Source organism: Achromobacter marplatensis (assembly GCF_049060505.1).
GTDB classification, from domain to species: domain Bacteria; phylum Pseudomonadota; class Gammaproteobacteria; order Burkholderiales; family Burkholderiaceae_B; genus Achromobacter; species Achromobacter marplatensis_A.
Window position 1 is genome coordinate 809,869 of sequence record NZ_JBMGRB010000001.1, and the last position, 20,306, is coordinate 830,174.

Annotated in this window: 21 protein-coding genes; 12 read left to right on the top strand and 9 right to left on the bottom strand. The window is 64.8% G+C overall.

The features are described 5' to 3' along the window. Positions 1 to 108 precede the first annotated feature (108 nt). From paaA to paaK, 9 genes are all read left to right on the top strand, one after another. On the top strand, positions 109 to 1,098 hold the full coding sequence (gene paaA / locus ACI0FO_RS03595; protein WP_105554938.1) for a 1,2-phenylacetyl-CoA epoxidase subunit PaaA: 990 nt from the start codon (positions 109 to 111) through the stop codon (positions 1,096 to 1,098). Between the two features lie 84 nt (positions 1,099 to 1,182). Beyond that, positions 1,183 to 1,467: a 1,2-phenylacetyl-CoA epoxidase subunit PaaB gene (gene paaB / locus ACI0FO_RS03600; protein ID WP_006225111.1), complete on the top strand. Its 285-nt coding sequence runs from the start codon at positions 1,183 to 1,185 to the stop codon at positions 1,465 to 1,467. 14 nt (positions 1,468 to 1,481) lie between these two features. Continuing rightward, positions 1,482 to 2,246 (top strand): 1,2-phenylacetyl-CoA epoxidase subunit PaaC, encoded by a 765-nt coding sequence (paaC, locus tag ACI0FO_RS03605; protein ID WP_416024172.1) that lies wholly within the window; start codon positions 1,482 to 1,484, stop codon positions 2,244 to 2,246. After that, the gene (gene paaD, locus ACI0FO_RS03610) at positions 2,243 to 2,749 is read left to right on the top strand and encodes a 1,2-phenylacetyl-CoA epoxidase subunit PaaD (RefSeq protein WP_416024173.1); all 507 of its coding nucleotides are present in this window, start codon (positions 2,243 to 2,245) and stop codon (positions 2,747 to 2,749) included. The genes paaC and paaD overlap by 4 nt, the downstream gene beginning before the upstream one ends. Before the next feature lie 13 nt (positions 2,750 to 2,762). Further along, a complete protein-coding gene (gene paaE / locus ACI0FO_RS03615; protein WP_105554936.1) occupies positions 2,763 to 3,851 on the top strand; it encodes a 1,2-phenylacetyl-CoA epoxidase subunit PaaE in 1,089 nt (362 codons plus the stop codon). Positions 3,852 to 3,897: 46 nt separating this feature from the next. After that, a complete protein-coding gene (gene paaN, locus ACI0FO_RS03620) occupies positions 3,898 to 5,562 on the top strand; it encodes a phenylacetic acid degradation protein PaaN (RefSeq protein WP_416024176.1) in 1,665 nt (554 codons plus the stop codon). Positions 5,563 to 5,694: 132 nt separating this feature from the next. After that, positions 5,695 to 6,483, top strand: coding sequence for a 2-(1,2-epoxy-1,2-dihydrophenyl)acetyl-CoA isomerase PaaG (gene paaG, locus ACI0FO_RS03625; protein ID WP_416024178.1), 789 nt, complete (start codon positions 5,695 to 5,697; stop codon positions 6,481 to 6,483). Beyond that, entirely contained in the window at positions 6,483 to 6,953 is a 471-nt protein-coding gene (gene paaI, locus ACI0FO_RS03630) for a hydroxyphenylacetyl-CoA thioesterase PaaI (RefSeq protein ID WP_416024552.1), read from the top strand. Before paaG ends, paaI begins: the two co-directional genes overlap by 1 nt. Positions 6,954 to 7,017: 64 nt before the next feature. Further along, positions 7,018 to 8,334: a phenylacetate--CoA ligase PaaK gene (paaK, locus tag ACI0FO_RS03635; protein WP_416024180.1), complete on the top strand. Its 1,317-nt coding sequence runs from the start codon at positions 7,018 to 7,020 to the stop codon at positions 8,332 to 8,334. A 65-nt stretch (positions 8,335 to 8,399) separates the two neighbouring features. Here paaK and ACI0FO_RS03640 read toward each other — a convergent pair whose 3' ends face one another. The 6 genes from ACI0FO_RS03640 to radC all read right to left on the bottom strand — a co-directional run bounded on the left by ACI0FO_RS03640 (position 8,400) and on the right by radC (position 14,560). Further along, positions 8,400 to 9,797 carry an MATE family efflux transporter gene (locus tag ACI0FO_RS03640; RefSeq protein ID WP_416024181.1) on the bottom strand — a complete coding sequence of 466 codons (1,398 nt, stop codon included), beginning with the start codon at positions 9,795 to 9,797 and terminating at the stop codon, positions 8,400 to 8,402. After that, positions 9,794 to 11,524, bottom strand: coding sequence for an ArnT family glycosyltransferase (locus ACI0FO_RS03645; RefSeq protein ID WP_416024183.1), 1,731 nt, complete (start codon positions 11,522 to 11,524; stop codon positions 9,794 to 9,796). Before ACI0FO_RS03645 ends, ACI0FO_RS03640 begins: the two co-directional genes overlap by 4 nt. A gap of 124 nt (positions 11,525 to 11,648) precedes the next feature. Continuing rightward, entirely contained in the window at positions 11,649 to 11,915 is a 267-nt protein-coding gene (locus tag ACI0FO_RS03650) for a type B 50S ribosomal protein L31 (RefSeq protein ID WP_006225101.1), read from the bottom strand. A gap of 244 nt (positions 11,916 to 12,159) precedes the next feature. Beyond that, positions 12,160 to 13,008 (bottom strand): tryptophan 2,3-dioxygenase, encoded by an 849-nt coding sequence (gene kynA / locus ACI0FO_RS03655; protein ID WP_416024185.1) that lies wholly within the window; start codon positions 13,006 to 13,008, stop codon positions 12,160 to 12,162. 152 nt (positions 13,009 to 13,160) lie between these two features. Next, positions 13,161 to 13,787, bottom strand: a complete 627-nt coding sequence (gene kynB / locus ACI0FO_RS03660; RefSeq protein ID WP_259251725.1) for an arylformamidase — start codon at positions 13,785 to 13,787, stop codon at positions 13,161 to 13,163. A gap of 95 nt (positions 13,788 to 13,882) precedes the next feature. Then, complete coding sequence (radC, locus tag ACI0FO_RS03665) at positions 13,883 to 14,560, bottom strand: RadC family protein (RefSeq protein ID WP_416024188.1); 678 nt, start codon at positions 14,558 to 14,560, stop codon at positions 13,883 to 13,885. Positions 14,561 to 14,609: 49 nt separating this feature from the next. On the opposite strand from radC, the gene ACI0FO_RS03670 reads away from it, so the two are divergent. The 3 genes from ACI0FO_RS03670 to maiA all read left to right on the top strand — a co-directional run bounded on the left by ACI0FO_RS03670 (position 14,610) and on the right by maiA (position 16,774). After that, entirely contained in the window at positions 14,610 to 15,086 is a 477-nt protein-coding gene (locus tag ACI0FO_RS03670) for an FKBP-type peptidyl-prolyl cis-trans isomerase (protein ID WP_416024189.1), read from the top strand. A gap of 1 nt (position 15,087) precedes the next feature. Beyond that, positions 15,088 to 16,065, top strand: a complete 978-nt coding sequence (ispH, locus tag ACI0FO_RS03675) for a 4-hydroxy-3-methylbut-2-enyl diphosphate reductase (protein WP_416024190.1) — start codon at positions 15,088 to 15,090, stop codon at positions 16,063 to 16,065. 64 nt (positions 16,066 to 16,129) lie between these two features. Beyond that, positions 16,130 to 16,774 (top strand): maleylacetoacetate isomerase, encoded by a 645-nt coding sequence (gene maiA / locus ACI0FO_RS03680; RefSeq protein ID WP_416024192.1) that lies wholly within the window; start codon positions 16,130 to 16,132, stop codon positions 16,772 to 16,774. 15 nt (positions 16,775 to 16,789) lie between these two features. On the opposite strand, the gene ACI0FO_RS03685 is transcribed toward maiA, so the two are convergent. The 3 genes from ACI0FO_RS03685 to ACI0FO_RS03695 all read right to left on the bottom strand — a co-directional run bounded on the left by ACI0FO_RS03685 (position 16,790) and on the right by ACI0FO_RS03695 (position 20,302). Continuing rightward, positions 16,790 to 18,232 (bottom strand): DegQ family serine endoprotease, encoded by a 1,443-nt coding sequence (locus tag ACI0FO_RS03685; protein ID WP_416024194.1) that lies wholly within the window; start codon positions 18,230 to 18,232, stop codon positions 16,790 to 16,792. A gap of 64 nt (positions 18,233 to 18,296) precedes the next feature. Beyond that, positions 18,297 to 19,646, bottom strand: coding sequence for an ATP-binding protein (locus ACI0FO_RS03690; protein WP_416024196.1), 1,350 nt, complete (start codon positions 19,644 to 19,646; stop codon positions 18,297 to 18,299). Beyond that, positions 19,643 to 20,302 carry a response regulator gene (locus ACI0FO_RS03695; protein WP_105555542.1) on the bottom strand — a complete coding sequence of 220 codons (660 nt, stop codon included), beginning with the start codon at positions 20,300 to 20,302 and terminating at the stop codon, positions 19,643 to 19,645. The genes ACI0FO_RS03690 and ACI0FO_RS03695 overlap by 4 nt, the downstream gene beginning before the upstream one ends. Positions 20,303 to 20,306 lie beyond the last annotated feature (4 nt).

Here is a 20,306-nt window from a genome sequence, read left to right on the forward strand (position 1 = left end):
ATTTGAGTTTGACAATGATTTTTTTGTATTAAATAATCCGCCTATGACATGACGGCACTGCGGAACGTTTGCTTTGCGTTTTCGCAAACCGTCTCTAGGAGACAAAACATGTACGCTCAACTCGTCGAAACCGGCGTCAAGCAGGTCAAGACCGCCGACCAGCTTGAAGGCCGCGACCAGACGTTCCAGCGCCGCATTGACGACGGCGTGCGCATCGAGGCCAAGGACTGGATGCCGGACGCCTACCGCAAGACGCTGGTTCGCCAGATCTCGCAGCACGCGCATTCGGAAATCGTGGGGATGCTGCCGGAAGGCAACTGGATCACCCGCGCGCCGTCCCTCAAGCGCAAGGCGATCCTGCTGGCCAAGGTGCAGGACGAAGCCGGCCACGGGCTGTACCTGTACAGCGCCGCCGAAACGCTGGGCGTGTCGCGCGACGAGCTGATCGACGACCTGCATGCCGGCCGCGCCAAGTACTCCAGCATCTTCAACTACCCCACGCTCAGCTGGGCTGACATCGGCATGATCGGCTGGCTGGTCGACGGCTCGGCCATCATCAACCAGATCCCGCTGTGCCGCTGTTCATACGGCCCATACGCGCGGGCCATGGTGCGTGTCTGTAAGGAAGAGTCCTTCCACCAGCGCCAGGGCTACGACCTGTTGATGCAGATGTGCCTGCATGGCACGCCCGAACAGAAAGCGATGGTGCAGGATTCCCTGAACCGCTGGTGGTGGCCCGCACTGATGATGTTCGGCCCGTCCGATGCCGACTCGCCCAACAGCGCCCAGTCCATGGCGTGGAAGATCAAGCTGTTCTCCAACGACGAACTGCGCCAGAAGATGGTCGACCAGACCGTGCCCCAGGCCGAATACCTGGGCCTGACCGTGCCGGATCCGGATCTGAAATGGAACGCCGAGCGCGGCCACTACGATTTCGGCGAGATCGACTGGAGCGAGTTCTACGCGGTGCTCAAGGGCAACGGCCCCTGCAACCGGGAACGCCTGGCTGCGCGCGTCAAGGCGCACGAGGACGGCGCCTGGGTGCGCGACGCCCTGGTGGCCTACGCCGACAAGCAGGCCCAGCGCAAAGCCGCCTGAGCCGCACCCGGCCGCATTCTCCATCCCATCATCATCGTAGACCGGTGCGCGCGGCGCGCGCCCGGCATTCCAAGGATATCCATCATGAGCAAAGACTGGCCCTTGTGGGAAGTGTTCATCCGCAGCCAGCACGGCCTGGCGCATAAGCACGTCGGCAGCCTGCACGCGTCCGATGCTGAAATGGCGATCAACCACGCCCGCGACGTCTATACCCGCCGCAACGAAGGCCTGAGCATCTGGGTCGTGCGCGCCTCCGACATCTCGGCCAGCAGCCCCGGCGACAAAGAACCCCTGTTCGAACCGGCCAACAGCAAGGTCTACCGGCATCCCACGTTTTTCCCGATGCCCGAAGAAATCAAGCACATGTGAGGCGGCGGGCAGACATGGACAAGACTCTGTTTGAATACCTGTTGCGGCTGGGCGATACGTCGCTGATCCTGTCGCAGCGCCTGGGCGCCTGGACGGGCCACGGCCCCATCCTGGAAGAAGACCTGGCCCTGACCAACACCGCGCTGGACCTGCTGGGCCAGGCCCGCATGTGGCTGACGCTGGCCGGTGAAGTCGAAGGCGCAGGCCGCGACGAAGACGCGCTGGCCTACCACCGCGACGCGCACCAGTTCCACAACGCGCTGCTGGTGGAACGCGCCAACGGTAACTACGCCGACACCATGGCGCGCCAGTTCCTGTTCGATGTGTGGCATTACTTCCTGCTGCAGCGGCTGGAGCAATCCTCGGACGAGCGCGTGGCCGCCATCGCCGCCAAATCGATCAAGGAAGTGACTTACCACGTGCGCCGCTCGTCGGACATGGTGGTCCGCCTGGGCGACGGCACGGCGGAAAGCCACGCCAAGATGCAGGCGGCCATCGACGACGCCTGGCGCTTCACCGGCGAATTGTTCGCCGACGACGCCGTGGACCAGAATCTGGCCGCCCGTGGCATCGGTTGCGAGCTGGCCGCCTTGCGCCAGCCGTGGCTGGCCCATGTGCGCGAAGTGCTGGAAGAAGCCACGCTGACCGTGCCGGACGAAACCGCCGCCAACCACCTGGCCTACCGTGGCGGACGCCAGGGCAGGCACACCGAAGAACTGGGCTACGTGCTGGCGGAAATGCAGTACCTGCCGCGCGCTTATCCGGGAGCCACGTGGTGAACGCGCTGGCGCCCATTTCCGCCGACCAGGTCTACGCCTGGCTGCAGGAGGTCCCCGATCCGGAGATCCCCGTGCTGTCCGTGGTGGACCTGGGCGTGGTGCGGGACGTGTCCTGGGACGGCGATGCCTGTGTCGTCGTCATCACGCCCACGTACTCCGGCTGCCCGGCCATGCGCGAGATCACGCAGGACATCCAGCAGACGCTGGCCCGCCACGGCATCGACGAGGTCCGTGTCGAAACCCGTCTGGCGCCTGCCTGGACGACCGACTGGATGAGCGAGAAAGGGCGCGAAGCGCTCAAGGGCTACGGTATCGCCGCGCCCGCTGAACGCGCGATCGACATCTCGGGTATCAGCCGCCGCACCGCCGCCCCAGCCATCGCCTGCCCGCGCTGCGGTTCACGCGACACGCGGATGGTCAGCAACTTCGGGTCCACGTCATGCAAGGCGCTGTACCGTTGCGTCGCTTGCCGCGAACCCTTCGATTATTTCAAGACTCACTGAGAGCGGTTTCGAGATGAGCCAGAATCAATTTCATTCGTTGACGGTGGCTTCGGTGGCGCGCAATACGCGCGATGCCGTCGTCGTGACCTTCGATCTGCCCGACACGCTGACCGAGGAATTCGCGTTCCTGCCTGGCCAGTACCTGACGCTGCGCACGCAATTGAACGGCGAAGAGCTGCGCCGTTCGTACTCGATCTGTTCCGCGCCGCACGACAAGCTGCTGCGCGTGGCGATCAAGAAGGTGGACGAAGGCACGTTCTCCAGCTGGGCCAACCAAGAGCTGCAACCCGGCCAGACGCTGGAAGTCATGGCGCCGGCGGGCAACTTCACGGTCGATTTTTCTCCCGAAAACAAGCGTCACTACGTGGCCTTCGCCGTGGGCAGCGGCATCACGCCGGTGTTCTCGCTGGTCAAGACGGCGCTGTCCACCGAACCAGGCAGCAAGTTCACGCTGTTTTTCGGCAACCGCGCGTCGTCGGCGGTGCTTTTCCGCGAAGAAATCGAAGACCTGAAGAATCTGTACATGGACCGCTTTTCGCTGGTCTACGTCATGAGCCGCGAGTCCCAGGACATTGAGCTGTTCAACGGCCGTCTGGACGGCGACAAGGTCGACCAGCTGATGTCGGCCTGGATGAGCCCCGAGGATATCGATTACGCTTTTGTCTGTGGTCCGCAGACCATGACGGAAAGCGTGGTCGAGCGGTTGCAGGCCCGCGGCATTCCGAAGTCGAACATCAAGTTCGAGCTGTTCGGCGCGCCCAAGGGGCCGCGTGCGCTACGCACCGGCCACGACGCCCGCCAGGCGCCCGGCAAGGGCCAGTGCGAAGTCACCGTGGTGCAGGACGGCCATAGCCGCAAGTTCGTCATTGAAAAGAATAAAGACAGCGTGCTGGACTCGGCGCTGGCGCAAGGGATCGAGTTGCCGTATTCGTGCAAGGGCGGGGTGTGTTCCACCTGCCGTTGCAAAGTGGTCGAAGGCGAGGTGGACATGGATGCCAACTTCGCCCTGGAAGACTACGAAGTGGCGCGCGGTTTTGTCCTGAGCTGCCAGAGCTTTCCGGTCAGCGACCGCCTGGTCATCGACTTCGACCAGGAAACCTGATCCGACGCGCGCCAGACAGACATCCCTAATTCATTGGAGAGACACAGTGTCCCAGAAATTCTTCGAACGCCATCAGCCCCTGCTGGAACAATCCGTGGCCGCCGCCGCGCTGCGCGGCTACTGGAGCCCGTTTGCCGAATCGCCCAGCCCCCGCAACTATGGCGAAACGGCCAATGACGACGGCCGCGCGGCTTTCGAAGCGCTGCAGGGCAAGCCGTTTCCGTTGAACCTGCATGATGCCGACGGCACCGTGGGCGGCGAGAAATCGCCCTACGGTTTCGACCTGGGCATCACGTATCCGCACGTGCCCGTGGACAAGCTGATCGCCGCCTCCAAGCGCGCCCTGGAAGACTGGCGTCGCGCCGGCCCGCAGGCATGGACGGGCGTGTCGCTTGAAATCCTGGCCCGGCTGAACAAGCTCAGCTTCGAGATCGCCTACGCGGTCCAGCACACCACCGGCCAGGGCTTCATGATGGCCTTCCAGGCCGGCGGCCCGCACGCGCAGGACCGCGGCTTCGAGGCCGTGACCTACGCCTGGCAGGAAATGTCGCGTATCCCGGGCGTGTCGATCTGGGAAAAGCCGCAGGGCAAGAACGACCCGATCCGCATGGAAAAGCAGTTCACCGTGGTGCCGCGTGGCGTCGCGCTGGTGATCGGCTGCTCGACCTTCCCGACCTGGAACGGCTACCCCGGCATGTTCGCCAGCCTGGCCACCGGCAACACCGTCATCGTGAAGCCGCATCCGGGCGCGATCCTGCCGCTGGCCATCACGGTCAAGGTGGCGCGCGAAGTGCTGCAGGAAGCGGGCTTCGATCCCGACGTCGTGTTGCTGGCCGCGCACGAAGCCGGCGACGACACCGCGCAGAAGCTGGCGCTGGACCCGGCGGTCAAGATCGTCGACTTCACGGGCAGCACCGCCAATGGCGACTGGCTGGAAAACAACGCCCGCCAGGCGCTGGTCTATACCGAGAAGGCCGGCGTCAACCAGGTCATCATCGATTCCACGGACGACCTGAAGGGCGTGGCGCGCAATCTGGCGTTCTCGCTGGCTCTGTATTCGGGCCAGATGTGCACGGCGCCGCAGAACATCTACGTGCCGCGCGACGGTATCAATACGCCGGAAGGCCGCGTCGGCTTCGACGATGTCGCCGCGGCACTGGGCGTGGCCTTGGAGAAGGTCAGCGCGGACGCCGCGCGCGCGGTCGAACTGACGGGCGCGATCCAGAACGAAGGCATCGTCGAACGCATCGAACGCGCCCGCGCCCTGGGCCTGCCGGTCGTGGCCGACAGCAAGACGCTGACGCATCCGCAGTTCGAAAACGCCCGCGTGCGCACGCCGCTGCTGCTGCGCACGGAAGCGGGCAATGCCGCCATCAGCCAGGAATGGTTCGGCCCCATCGCTTTCGTGGTGGCCACCGATTCCACGGCGCACAGCATCCAGCTGGCGCGCGACAGTGTCGTCCAGCACGGCGCCTTGTCGCTGTCCGCCTACACGACGGACGCGCAGGTGGCTGACCAGGTGCAGGACGCGGCGGAAGTGTCCGGCGTGTCGCTGTCGCTGAACTTGACGGGCGCGGTGTTCGTGAACCAGACCGCGGCCTTCAGCGACTTCCACGGTACGGGCGCCAACCCGGCCGCCAATGCGGCGCTGTCCGACACGGCGTTCGTGTCGAACCGCTTCCGCGTGGTGCAAACCCGCCGTCATATCTAGCCCCCCGAAGCGCTACGCGCTTCCCCCTCGAGGGGCGCCGCTGCGGCCCGGCAAAGCCGGCTCCGCGCGGCCCGGATAGGGGGTTACCGATTACCTTTAATGCCAGTAGCGTGCCCGCAATGGATAACTGACATGAGCTACCAAGACATCCAATTCGATCTGTCCAACGGTATCGCGCGCCTGACGCTGAACCGCCCGGACAAGCTGAACAGCTTTACCGCCAACATGCATGGCGAAGTGGCCGACGCGTTGACGCGCGTTGAAACCGAAGGCGCGCGCGTGCTGGTCCTGACCGGTGCGGGGCGCGGCTTTTGCGCGGGGCAGGATTTAAGCGAGCGCAAGCCCGCGGAAGACGGCACGCCGCCCGATCTGGGCGAGACGGTCGACAAGTTCTACGGTCCGCTGGTGCGCCGCCTGAACGCCTTGCCCCTGCCCGTCGTGGTAGGGGTGAACGGCGTGGCGGCGGGCGCCGGCGCCAACCTGGCGTTCGCGGGCGATATCGTCATCGCCCGCGCGTCGGCCAACTTCATCCAGTCGTTCTGCCGCCTGGGGCTGATTCCCGACACCGGCGGCACCTTCGTGCTGCCGCGCCTGGTCGGCCGGGCGCGCGCCATGGGCTTGGCGATGTTGGGCGACAAGCTCAGCGCCAGGCAGGCGGAAGCATGGGGCCTGATCTGGCAATGCGTGGAGGACGACGAGTTCGACGCCACGCTGGACCGCCTGGCCAAGCATTTCTCCACCGCGCCCACGAAGGGCTTGGCGTTCACCAAGCGGGCCATGCAGGCCAGCCTGGGCAACGACCTGTCCACGCAGTTGGACCTGGAGCGCGACATGATGCGTGAACTGGGCCGCAGCGCCGATTACGCCGAAGGCGTTGCCGCGTTCCTGGGCAAGCGCGAACCGCAATTCAAGGGGCAATGATGAACGTGCACGTTCCCGCAGTTGAAGTCCCGGCGGATCCCCAGGAGTTGGCGCAGGCCGTCGGCACCGTGATGTACGCAGGCGATGCGGCCTCGCAAGGCCTGGACATGAAGGTCGAAGAAATGGCGCCAGGTTATGCGCGCCTGACCATGCGCGTGCGCGCCGACATGCTGAATGGGCACAAGACCTGCCACGGCGGTTTCATCTTCGCCCTGGCCGATAGCGCCTTCGCGTTTTCCTGCAATTCACGCAACGTCAGCACGGTGGCGTCCGGCTGCACCATTGATTACCTGGCGCCCGGTTTCGAGGGCGACGTGCTGACCGCCGTGGCCCAGGAGCGGTCGCTGGCGGGGCGCACGGGCGTCTACGACGTGACCGTGACCAATCAAGAAGGCCGCAACGTCGCGCTGTTCCGCGGGCGTTCGTATCGCATCAAAGGCCAGATCGTCGGTGTTCCCGCCGACGCGTAACGCAATCCGCCAAAGATAAGGCCGCCCGAGCCGGCGCAGAGAGAATTTCAGGAGAGAGATAACCATGTCCAACACCATGAGCAAGCCGGGGCTGGACCCCATCGAGCATGCCAGCGAGGATGAGCTTCGCGCGTTGCAGCTGGAACGTCTTAAGTGGACGCTGAAGCACGCCTACGAAAATGTCCCGCACTACAAGAAGGCGTTCAACGAAGCAGGGGTGCATCCGGACGATTTGAAGCAGCTGTCCGACATTGCGAAGTTTCCGTTCACGACCAAGAAAGAACTGCGCGAGAACTATCCCTTCGGTATGTTCGCCGTGCCGCGTGAGCGGATCTCGCGTATTCACGCGTCCAGCGGCACGACGGGCAAGCCAACGGTGGTGGGCTACACCAAGGGCGACCTGGACAACTGGGCAAACCTGGTGGCGCGTTCCATCCGCGCGGCCGGCGGCAAGCCGGGCGACACGGTGCATGTGGCCTACGGCTACGGCTTGTTCACGGGCGGCCTGGGTGCGCATTACGGTGCCGAACGCCTGGGGTGCACGGTCATCCCGATGTCGGGCGGGCAGACCGAAAAGCAGGTGCAGCTGATCAGCGATTTCCGTCCGGACATCATCATGGTCACGCCCTCCTATTTCTGCAATATTCTGGAAGAGCAGCGTCGCCAGGGCATTGATCCGCGTCAAAGTTCGCTGCGCATCGGCATCTTCGGCGCCGAGCCCTGGACCGGCCAGATGCGTGCCGATATCGAGACCGAAGCCGGCATCGACGCGGTGGACATCTATGGCTTGTCCGAAGTGATGGGGCCGGGCGTGGCCAGCGAATGCGTCGAGACCAAAGACGGCCCCGTGGTCTGGGAAGACCACTTCTACGCCGAGATCATCAATCCGGATACGGGCGAACCCGTGGCCGACGGCGAGCCCGGCGAACTGGTGTTCACGTCGTTGACCAAGGAAGCGATGCCCATCATCCGCTACCGTACGCGCGACCTGACCCGGCTGTTGCCGCCCACCGCGCGCAGCATGCGCCGCATCGGCAAGATCACCGGCCGCAGCGACGATATGCTGATCGTGCGGGGCGTGAACATGTTCCCGACGCAGGTCGAGGAACTGGTGCTGAAGATCGCCCAGTTGGCGCCGCACTATCAGTTGGTGCTGTCGCGCAGCGGCAATATGGACGAGCTGGAAATCCTGACCGAGGTTCGGGCCGAGTTTTCAAACCTGTCGGACGCCGAGCGCAACGACCTGGGCAAGCAACTGCAGCATGCCGTGAAAACGCACATCGGCGTCAGCGCGCGCATCCAGGTGTCGGATGCCGGACATGTGGAACGCACCTTGACGGGTAAAGCGCGCCGCGTGATCGATAAAAGGCCCAAAGGGTAAGCCCCGGCCGAAAAAAATGGCAGCCTTCGGGCTGCCATTTTTTCATTCGGCCGCTGCGTTGACTGCTAGGCCAGCGTCCGCACGATCCGGCGATACCAGAAGTGCAGCAGGGCGGCGGACAGGGCCAGGCCGACCATGGCCATCAGCCACATGCTGCCCGCCCCAACGGGCGAACCCGGCACCAGGACGTTGCGGATAGGGTCCAGTCCGCCTTTGCCCGGGCCAAAGCCGAACCACCAGCCGCCCACCAGGCCAACGCCTGCCAGCGCCACCACCTGCAACAGCAGCGGCACCACCGCGACCTTGTAGGCGCGCAACAGGTAGGAGTTAATGCACTGCATCGAATCGAACAGATGGAACAGCGGCAGCACCGCCAACAGGGTTGTCGCGACCGCTGCCACGCCGGCGTCGTCGGTATAGGCGGCCAGGATAAGCGGCCGGCCGGCCAGTAGCACCGCCGACGTCAGCAGTGCCCCGATCAGTCCCAGCGCCAGCCCGGCCATGCCGGTGCGGTGCGCATGGGCCAGGTTGCCCGCGCCGATCGCCTGGGCCGTCAACGCGGCGGTGGCCACGCCCAGCGCCATCGGCATCATGTAGCACAGCGCAGCCAGGTTCGACATGATCTGGTGCCCGCCTGTCACGTAGGTGCCTTCGCGCGCGACCAGCAAAGCCATGAACGTGAAGGCCGACACTTCCACCAGGTACGAGCCGCCCATCGGGATGCCCAGCCGCAACAGTTCCTTCAGCGTCTTCCAGTCGGGCTTGCCAACCCGCAGCTGGAAGCGGCGGTAGAAGCGGTCATGGGTAATCACCCACAGGCCCAACCCCAGGCTCATCCACGACACCAAGGCGGTCGCCAGGCCGGCGCCGGTGGCGCCCATGGCCGGCAGGCCCAGCTTGCCGTAAATGAATATCCAATTGAATAACGCCTTGAAGCCGATGGCCGACAAGTTGATGGCCATGACGAGCTTGGGGCGCGACACCGAGGTGCCCAGCGCATAGATCGTGCGGAACACCAGCGCGGCGGGCAGCGCAAGCACCAACGCCTGCAGATAGGATCCGATCCGTTCGCGTACCGCGGGAGCCACCTCGCCGGACATCGACAGCCAGACGTCCGGGAACAGCATCAGGATTGCGCCCACCGCCGACAGGCCCAACGCCAGCCAGACGCCCTGGCCCCAGCTGCGGCCGACTTCCAGGTTGTTGCCGGCGCCGTAGTGTTGGGCCAGGATGGGGATCAGGGCGTGGACCACGCCCATCAAGCCGACGAAAACGGTGATGTAGATCGAGGCGGACAGCGCCATCGCGGCCAGATCGCTGGCGCTGGAATGGCCCGTCATGGCGGTGTCCAGCACGCCGAACGAGATCCCGGCCCATTGGCTGATCAGCACGGGCCAGGCCTGCTTGGCGATGCCGCGCAGGGTGGCGCCGAACGATATCGGCGCCGCGTTCACCGAACTCATCGGTTGGCGCCGACCCGAAGCAGGCGGAACACTTCCTGCCGATCGGCCCGGCGGCCGCCCTGCCACAACACGTCGGCGCCATCGCTATAGGCGGCGGTGTTGTCGCGCAGGCTTTGGTTGCTGGTCTGTTGCAGGATCAGCGTGCACTTCGCGTCGAACGTGAAAGTCAGGTTGTTGAAGATCAGGAACGATGCGCGCTGGCCGCTGCCCAGGCTCAGGCCACGGACGCATTCGCCCGGCCGCACGTTCTGCTCCAGCGCCTGGGCCAGTTGCCCCGAGACGGTGCGGTAGCTGCGGGCGTAGTCGACGGCGGGCTGCCACAGCAGCACCAGCAAGATCCACGTCACGGTCAAGCCGCCGGCCGACAGCACGGTGCCGCGCCACAAGGCCTGCGGACGCACGCGCAGTCGCCAGACGACCAGCGCAATCCAGGCCACGGTGAAGATGACCGCCAGCGTAAACGCGGTCCAGGAAATGACGGGTTCATAGCCCGTGGTCTGGCGGGCGATGTTGCGCGATATCTGGGCCGGCCATTTGAAGTGCAGCGCCACCCAGCCCAACCAGGCGGTGGCGGCCGTCAGCGAAAAGCACATGACGGCAAACCAGTCCAGCGTGTTGACGACGCCGCGGCGCAAGGTGGGCAGCGAGAACGCGCCCAGCACGGCGCAAGGCACCACCAGCATCACATATTCGGAATCGGTGGCTTCATCCAGGCCGAACAAGACCAGGGCGGAGCACGCCAGCAGCATCAGCGGCAGCCAGATGTGGGGCGCATAGATCCAGGCGCGCCACCGCCACACCGCCAGCAGCGCCAGCGGCCAGGTCGGCCACAAGTACCACGGCAGGTCGCGCAGCGTGCGGCCCATGTCGTGCCAGGACGGCCATGCGAACGAGGCCAGGTTCCAGGTCTTCCAGTTGCGGATCCAGTATTCGCTGCGTTCACTGGCCGGGATCCACCAGGCCAGAATCAGTGCAACGGTCACCAGCACTGCCCAAGGCAGCCACCGCTTGCACTTCCAGAGTTGGCTGCGCGGGTAGAACGCCAGCAGCGCGCCGATCATGATGGGCAAGGCGCCGACCCAGCCGCGGGTCAGGAAGCTGGCCGCCAGGGCAATCCCCAGCGTGGTCGTGCCGGTCACGGGGCGATCGACGCTACGGGCCAGCGAATAGAACGCCAGCGCCTGGCACGCCATGATGGCGGGCACGACAGTGGTTTCGTGGGTGCGTTGCAGGATGCCCACCGTGGCCAACAGCAGCAGCAGGGCCGCGTCCGCCAGCATGCGTCCGTAGTCGCGGGGGGCGGGCTCGCCGCCGAAGGGCAGCGCCAGCGGCTGGGCTTCAGTGCGGCGGCCCAGCAGATAGGTGCCGTACCAGACGCTGGCCGCGGTGATGGTGAACCACAGCAGGTTGGGCAGGCGTCCGGCCGTGATATCGCCCACGAAAGGGCCGAACAGCCAAATGCTGGCGGCGCCCACCCAGGTGATCAGCGGGCCTTCCTCGGCATGCGCCAAAAGCCCCACTTGCGGCAGCAGCCAGGTGATGCCGCCTTCGCGGATCGCCGTGATCATGGTCGCCAATCCGACGGCATCGTCCGTTTTCCAAGGGTCGCGCATGAACAGGCCGGCCACGATATAGGCCAGCGATAAGCCCAGCAGAATCAGTCTGGGGAGCTTTGCGGTCGCCACGGACGTAAGCCGGGCCGGAGTGGAAAGAGAAAGTGGGGACACGGGCGTTAATGTAACCGAGTGGTCGGGTTGCGCCAGCCCCCAGCGCGTAACAAGCTGGCTAGGGGGGAAAAAAAAGCAGCCCGGAGGCTGCCTTTTTGCTGCGGCTCCCGCAGGAGCGGCAGGATCAGGAAGCGGACTTGACCGTGCCAGCCGTACGGGCGAAGCGGGCGCGGAACTTCTCCACACGGCCGGTTTCGACGATACGCGTTTGGGCGCCCGTATAGAACGGGTGCGATTCGGAGGTCACGTCGCACTTGAAGAGCGGGTACGTCTTGCCGTCGATTTCGACGGTTTCGCGCGTGTGGACGGTCGAACGGGTGATGAACTTGTTGCCCGTTTGCAGGTCGGCGAAAACGACGTCGCGGTATTCGGGGTGAATGCCTTCTTTCATGGTGCTTTCCTAGGACTCGTGAAGAGTCTTTCTCAAAGTGTTAGGGTCGCCAGCCAGGACGCGAAAAACAATTCACAGGAAACGAGTTCGTAAAGAACGGGTTCACAAGGAACGTTGACGCAAGAACGCTAGCCACGTATCCGAAAAGTAACCCCAAATTCTAGCATGGGAAAATCCCGGCGCGCCAGCGAAGGAAGGCGGGCGCGGCCCGCGCCGCCTTCTTTTCATTAATTGGGGACGGATTTCAGAGTTCCGTGCGCAGCTTCCAGATCTCGGGAAACAGCACCACATCCAGCATGCGCCGCAGGTAATCAACACCGGATGTGCCGCCGGTGCCGCGTTTGAAGCCGATGACCCGCTCAACGGTCGTGACGTGGCGGAATCGCCACAGGCGGAACGCATCTTCCAGGTCCGTCAGCTTTTCTCCCAGTTGGTACAGGTCCCAATAACGGTCGGTATCGCGGTAGACAGTCAGCCAGGCCGCTTCGACGCCGGCCGAGGATTCATAGGGCTGGGTCCAGTCGCGCTCCAGGCGGTCGGCTGGCACGGCCACCCCGTGGCGGGCCAGCAGGCGCAGCGCCTCGTCATACAGCGACGGCGCCTCGTAGGCGGTGCGAACCTGGGCCAGCAGGTCTTCGCGGTGCGCATGCGGCTTGAGCATCGCCGCGTTCTTGTTGCCCAACAGGAATTCCACCTGGCGGTATTGATAGCTCTGGAAACCGCTGGAGCGGGCCAGGTACGGGCGCAGCGCCGAATATTCGGGGGGCGTCATGGTGGCCAGTACGTCCCACGCATGGACCAACTGCTCCATGATCTTGCTGACGCGCGCCAGCATCTTGAAGGCGGGCTGCAGCCGGTCGGCGGCGACGTTGGCGATGGCGGCGCGCAATTCGTGCAGCATCAGCTTCATCCAGAGTTCACTGGTCTGGTGCTGGACGATGAACAGCATCTCGTTGTGCTCGGGCGACAGCGGGTGCTGCGCCCCCAGCAATTCGTCCAGATGCAGGTAGTCGCCGTAGGTCATGTCGCGCGTGAAATCCAGCTGCGCCTTTTCCTCGCGGACGATATCTTCAGGGCGGTGCGGGCAGCTCATGCTTGGCCTCCGTGGCAGGGCGGCGCCGCACGGCGGGCGGATGCGGGCAACGCGCGCCAATGGGGCGCGCAGGGGGAAACGGGTTTCATGGTGGTGCCTAGTCGAAAATGGCCGGCCGGCGGGGCCGGCCGGCCCATGGCCAGCGGACCAGCCTACAGTTCGCGCAAGACGGCGCGTACCGGGCTGGCATCAGCCTGGGCCAGCGCCAACGGCAGGGCGATCAACTCGTAATCGCCTTCCGGCACGTCATCAAGCACCAGGTTCTCTAGTACTCGCATGTCATGCCGCAGTATCGTGTGGTGGCTGTCCAGGGTCTTGCTGGACGCGGGGTCGATGCTGGCGGTATCCAGCCCGATCAGCATGACGCCGCGTTCAGCCAGCCATTCGATGGTCTGGGGAGCGTAGGCGGAGAAATCGTCTGTCCACCAGTCTTGCGCCGCATGCTTGGCGGTGCGCACCAGCACGCGGGGCGGCAGGTTCAGGGCGGCATGGGCCAGATGATCGGTTGTGATCAGCGGCCCGCAATCGATGGCGTGGATGACGCGGCAGGGGCCCAGGAAGGGCTCCAGCGAAACCGCGCCGATGGCGGCGGCGCCATTCTGGTAGTGCAGCGGGGCATCCGCGTGCGCGCCGATGTGCGGCGACAGCGTGATTTCACTGACATTGACGGGACAGCCGGGCGTAAGCGACCACTTCCATTGCTGGCGGTACGGCGTATCGCCGGGAAAGACAGGCGATGCCGTGGAGACGGGAGGGGAAATATCCCACAGGCGTTTCATGGTGGCGGGAGGGCGGTCGGATGAGGCCGGAACAGGTTAAAGCCTAAAGCAATTCAGGGCGGTAGTCTAACGAATTCCGGCATGCCGCGCTGTGGCTACAGGTCGCCCAGTTCAGCCATGGAGACGACCGTCGAGCCCGCGACGATCAGGTGGTCCAGCAGTTTGATGTCCACCAGCGCCAGGGCTTGTTTCAGTTGCGACGTGAAGCCGCGGTCGGCGGCGCTGGCTTCGGCCAGGCCCGAAGGGTGGTTATGGGCCACGATCAGGGCCGCTGCATGGTGGCGCAGGGCTTCCCGGACAACCTCGCGCGGGTAGACCGAGGCCTGGGAGAGCGTGCCGCGCGCCAGTTCGCCGGTGGCGATGACGCGTAACTGGTTGTCCAGGTACAGGGCTATACAGTGTTCGACCCGCCGATGCCCTAGCGCGGTCATGCAATATTGTTTCACTTGGCCGGGGTGGCGCAGGGTGTCGTTGCGGGTCAGGTCTTCCTCGATCGTCCGGCGCGCCAGCTCCAGCAGGGCGGCAAGCGTGCAGGATTTGGCGGCGCCCAGGCCGGCTACGGTCATTAATTCCTCTGGTGTGGCGCCCAACAGGCCCCGCAGGCCCGAAAAGCGCTCCAGCAGGCGGTAGGACAAGTCCATCACGTTCAGCCCGGGAATGCCGGTGCGCAAGGCGATGGCAAGCAGTTCCGCATCCTGGAGCGCGCTGGCTCCGTGGCGCAGCAGCCGCTCTCGGGGACGCTCGTGTTTTGACAGCCGCACAGACAATTTCATAAGAGGCTCTAAAATCAAGGTTTATCCAATATCTATACGGTGGCAGATCTTGAGCATCGCCTCTAACGAAGTGAACGTTTTTGTCCGTCAGGATTCCTACCTAACGCTGCACTACCGGATCACGCTGGCTTCCGGCCCGGGCAAGGACTCGGTGTTCGCCGATACCTTCGACGGCCGTCCCGGCACGCTGCAAATGGGCGGCGGCCAGTGGGCGCCCGGCCTGGAGGCCGCGCTGATCGGCCATGCGGAAGGTGAGCGGTTCAGCGTCACGCTGGAGCCGGCCGATGCCTATGGCGACCGCAATCCGGAACTGATCCAGCGCGTCACGCGCACGATGCTGGCCGAACACGCGGGCGCGGATGCCGGTTTCGAGCCGGGCGACCTGGTGGAATTCACCGCGCCCAACGGCGGCCGCTATTCGGGCGTCCTGAAAGAAATCAACGATGAGTCGGCCCTGTTCGACTTCAACCACCCGCTTGCGGGCATCAGCTTGCGCGTGGACGTGGCGCTGCTGGGAGTCCTCTGACATGAGCAAGGCCGTTACCGCCGTGGGCGCTGAAGTCCTGCTGGCGCAGCCGCGCGGCTTCTGTGCCGGCGTGGACCGCGCCATCGACATCGTCGAACGCGCGATCGAACTGCATGGCGCGCCGATCTACGTGCGCCACGAGATCGTCCACAACCGTTATGTGGTGGAAGACCTGCGCGCCAAGGGCGCGATCTTCATCGACGAACTTGACGATGCGCCCGCCGGCTCGATCGTCGTGTTTTCGGCGCATGGCGTGTCCAAGGCGGTGCGCGCGGAAGCGGAGTCCCGCGGCTTGCAAGTGTTCGACGCCACCTGCCCGCTGGTCACCAAGGTCCATATTGAAGTGGCCCGCATGCGCGCCGCCGGCCGCGAGATCATCATGATCGGCCACAAGGGCCATCCCGAGGTCGAGGGCACGCTCGGCCAGGCGCAAGGCGGTATGTACTTGGTCGAGACCGTGGAGGACGTTGCCGGGCTCGACGTAGTCAACCCGGAAAATCTGGCCTACGTCACGCAGACGACCTTGTCGGTGGATGATGCAGCGGCGGTGTCCAAGGCGCTGAAGGCGCGCTTCCCCTCGATCATCGAACCCAAGAAAAGCGATATTTGCTATGCCACCCAGAACCGCCAGGACGCGGTCAAGGTGATGGCGCCCGACTGCGATCTGGTGTTGGTCGTGGGCAGCCCCAATAGCTCGAATTCCAACCGGTTGCGCGAAGTGGCCGAGCGCAAGGGCGTGGCGTCCTACCTGATCGATGGCGCGGACTCCATTGACCCGGCGTGGCTGGTTGATCGCAAGCGTATCGGCGTGACCGCGGGCGCTTCCGCCCCCGAAGTGCTGGTGCAGCAGGTGATCGACCGGGTCAAGGAGTTGGGCGCGGTATCCGTGCGCACGATGCCGGGCCTGGAAGAGAACGTGGCGTTCCCGCTTCCCAAGGGCTTGTCGCGCAAGGCCGCGCAGACGGAGTCGCTGGAATAGCGCGAGATTGCGCTCTCTGAAAATACAGGCGCCCGCAGCGCTGGAAGAACACCAAGGAGACCTCATGCAGTTGTATAGCTATTTCCGCAGCTCGGCCGCATACCGCGTGCGCATCGCCCTGAACCTGAAGGGCTTGTCTTACGAATACCTGCCGGTGCATCTGCTGAAGGATGGCGGGCAGCAACTGTCGGAGGGGTATCGCAAGACGAACCCGACGGCGTTGGTGCCCACGCTGATCGATGGCGACGCTGTCATCGGGCAATCGCTCGCCATCATCGAGTACCTGGAAGAAACGCACCCCCAACCGCCGCTGCTGCCGGCCGACGCCATTGGCCGGGCCCGCGTGCGCGATCTGGCGCTTGGCATCGCCTGCGACACGCATCCGCTGAACAACCTGCGCGTGCTGAAATACCTGAAGCACACGCTGGGCGTGGACGAAGCCGCCAAGAACGCCTGGTACAAGCATTGGGTGCATCAGGGGCTGGAAGCCCTGGAGGCGCAATTGGCTCGGTCGGGCGCCACGGGCCGCTTCTGCCACGGCGACACGCCGACCATGGCCGACCTGTGCCTGGTGCCGCAAGTGGCCAACGCGCAGCGCTTCGAGTGTGACCTGTCCGCGATGCCCAATGTGGTGCGGATCGATGCCGCATGCCGCGAACTGCCGGCCTTCGCGGACGCCGCGCCGGGCAAGCAGCCCGACGCGGAGTAACGCCGGCGGATCGGCTTAGCCGATTTGCACTGGCACGAAGATCTTGTCTTCGCCGCGCTGGACCAGCAGGGCGACGGTCTTGCCCGCTTTGGACAGCGCTTCCTTCACTTGCCCGATGTTGTGCACGGGCATGCCATTCAAAGAAAGCAGCACGTCGCCCGGTTCGATGCCCGCCTTGGCGGCCGGGCCAGCGGCGCGTTCGATCAGCAAGCCTTCAGTGCCGGACGCTTGCTGTTCCTGCGGGCTCAGCGGCCGCAGGGCAAGACCCAATTGACCGCGCTGCAGGTCCTGATCGCCTGCCGACGCTTGCGTCTTGTCTTTGGGGATGCCCCCAAGAGTGGCTACCAGTTCCTTGGGCGCGCCGGCGCGCCACACGTCCATCTTGATCTTTTCGCCCGGCGAGGCGAGTGTGATCAGGGAGGCCAGGTCGCCCGAGGACACGATGGTCTTGTCGTCGATCTTTCGCACCACGTCGCCGGGCTGCAGGCCGGCCTTGTCGGCCGCGCTGCCTTTTTCGACGCTGGACACCAGCGCGCCCGACGGGGACGCCAGCTTGAAGGAGTTGGCCAGGTCCTGATTCACTTCCTGCACCGTCACGCCCAGGCGGGCGTGCTGCACCTTGCCGTGCTCCAGGATCTGGTCCTTGATCTTGTAGGCCACATCGATGGGGATGGAAAACGACAGCCCCTGGAACCCGCCGGTGCGGCTATAGATCTGGGAATTGATGCCCACGACTTCGCCGCGGTCATTAAACAGCGGGCCGCCCGAATTGCCCGGGTTGACCGCCACGTCTGTCTGGATGAAAGGGACCGACGTGTCGTCGGGCAGCGACCGGCCCTTGGCGCTGACGATGCCCGCAGTCGCGGTGTTTTCAAGGCCGTAGGGCGAACCAATAGCCAGCACCCATTCACCCACTTGCAACTGGTTCACGTCGCCCACCTTCACAACCGGCAGGTTTTTGGCGTCGATCTTGAGCACGGCCACGTCCGTTTGCCGGTCCGCGCCCAGTACCTTGGCCTTGTACTCGCGGCGGTCAGTCAGCTTTACCGTGACTTCCTTGGCGTCCTGCACAACGTGCGCGTTGGTCAGGATGATGCCATCGTTACTGATGATGAAGCCGGAGCCTTCCCCGCGCATCGGGACTTCGCGCGAAGGCATGCGGCCTCGGGATCCGGGGATCTGGCCGAAGAACTGGGCAAAGGGGTCATCGTCGTCGGCGGACACTTTGCGGGTGCCGCTGACGCTGATATTGACGACGGCAGGCCCGAAGTCGCGGGTGATCTGCGCGAAATTGGGCGGGCTGGAGGGGTTGATCGTCTGCGGCGCGGTGGCGGCGGTCGGCGCATTGGCCGCCATCGACACGCTGCCGGTGAAGGCGGTGGCGCCGGCGCCGCCAATGGCGCCAGCGGCCAGCAGCGCCAGCACCAGGCGCGAATGGGTCAATTGCGAGGTTTTCATGTCGGCTCCTGCGTTCATGTTTGAGGGCATGGCGCAATCATCGGGCCTGACACTTAGGGGAATCTTAAATCGCGGGCCTCATTGGGGGGCGGGGGAATTCCACCCGCGCGCGCAGTCCCGAGCCGCCGGGCACGTCTTCCAGCAAGATGCGCGCACCGTGTCGCTCGGCAATGGCGCGGGCGATCGATAGCCCCAGTCCGCTGCCGTGCTGCGTGTTGCCTTCGGCGCGGTAGAAGCGGTCGAACACGCGTTCGCGCTCCGCTGGCGGGATGCCCGGCCCTTCGTCGTCGATCATGAATCGGGTATTGTCCGCGGTCTGTTCCAGGCGCAGCCGGATGTGCTTGCCCTCGGGCGTATGCTTGACCGCGTTGTCGAGCAAGTTGCGCGCCAATAGCACCAACGCATCGCGATGCCCCTGCAACGGGGCTTGCGCCGCCCCTTCCATGTTGATGTTGATCGACTTGGCGTTGGCTTGCGGCAGCGTTTCGGATATTGCCTGGCGCAAGACGTCGGCCAGATCTACGGGGCCGGCGGGCGAGGGCGCCGCCGCGCTTTCGTGGCGGGCCATGGACAGCAATTGCTCGACCAGGCGAGTGGCGCGGTCGATGCCGGCCGCCAGGCGCTGTTCGGCCAGTTGGCGGCTGTCGGCGTCGCCGGCGCGTTGCAAGGCCTGCAACTGCAGACGCAGCGCGGCCAGCGGCGAACGCAGCTCATGCGCCGCGTCGCCCACGAACTGCTTCTGTTGGGCGAAGGCGCCGCGCATGCGTTCCAGCAGCAGGTTAAGTTCCTGGATCAGGGGCTGGATCTCGTCAGGCAAGCCGTGAACATTGACCGGCGACAGGTCTTCGGGCTGGCGTGCCGCCACCTGGGCGCGGGCACGCTTGACTGGCCGCAGCGACCAACTGACCACGCACCAGATAATCAGCATCAGCAATGGCGCGGCGGCGGCAATGGGCGCGATGGTGCGCAGTGCAAGCGCGCGCGCCATGTCCTTGCGGACGTCCATATCCTGCGCCACCTGGATTACCTGGAACGGCGTGGCTAGCGAATACACGCGATAGGTAATGCCTTCCATCCGGGCGTCGGAAAAGCCCAGCACGATTTGATCGGGCAAGGGCCGGCGCGACCGCGAATTGAACACGCGCAGGCCGTCGGGCGTCCATATCTGGATGATCAGGTCGTCGGCGACGGGCGAGCCCGCGCCGCGCGCATGGGTGGGGCCGGTCCTGAGCAACCCATCCCCGGTACCCAGCGACAGGGCGGTTCGTTGCAGCAGGGAATCAAAGATATCGTCGGCCTGCGCCAGCGTGCTGCGGTAGGCGATTGCACCTTGCACCAGCGCGCCGACCGCAATGGCGGCCAGAAGGAAGAAAAGCAGGCGGGCTCTCAGCGAGTAGCTAAGCCGCATGCTCATGTTTTGGGAATGACATAGCCGACGCCTCTGACGTTCTGAATCAGGTCCTGACCCAGTTTTTTGCGCAGGCCATGAATATAAACCTCAACGGCGTTGCTGCTGACGCTGTCTTTCCAGCTGTAGAGCTTCTCTTCCAGCTGCGCACGCGAAAAGATCATGCCGGGCCGGGCGATCAGGGGCTCCAGCACCGCCCATTCGCGGGCGGTCAGGGCAACCGGGGTGCCGTCCACCATGGCCGCGTGCGATTGCGGATCGATGGTGATGCCGTCGTGTTCGAACACCGGCTCGGCGCGGCCGGCGCTGCGGCGAATCAGGGCGCGCATGCGGGCCAGGAGTTCATCCACGTCATAAGGTTTGACAATGTAGTCGTCCGCGCCTGCATCCAATCCGGCGATGCGGTCGCTGACGGCGTCGCGGGCGGTGGCGATCAGCACCGGGGTGCGGTCCTTGCGGGTGCGCAGATCGCGCAGCAAGGTCAGGCCATCGCGTTTGGGCAAGCCCAGGTCCAGCAGGATCAGGTCATAGGTGTCGGTGCGCAGGGCAAGTTCCGCAGCGTTGCCGTCCTTGACCCAGTCGACGGCGTAATGCTCCGCGCGCAGGCAGTCCAATACGCTTTCACCGATCATGATGTCGTCTTCGACGAGTAGGATGCGCATGGTG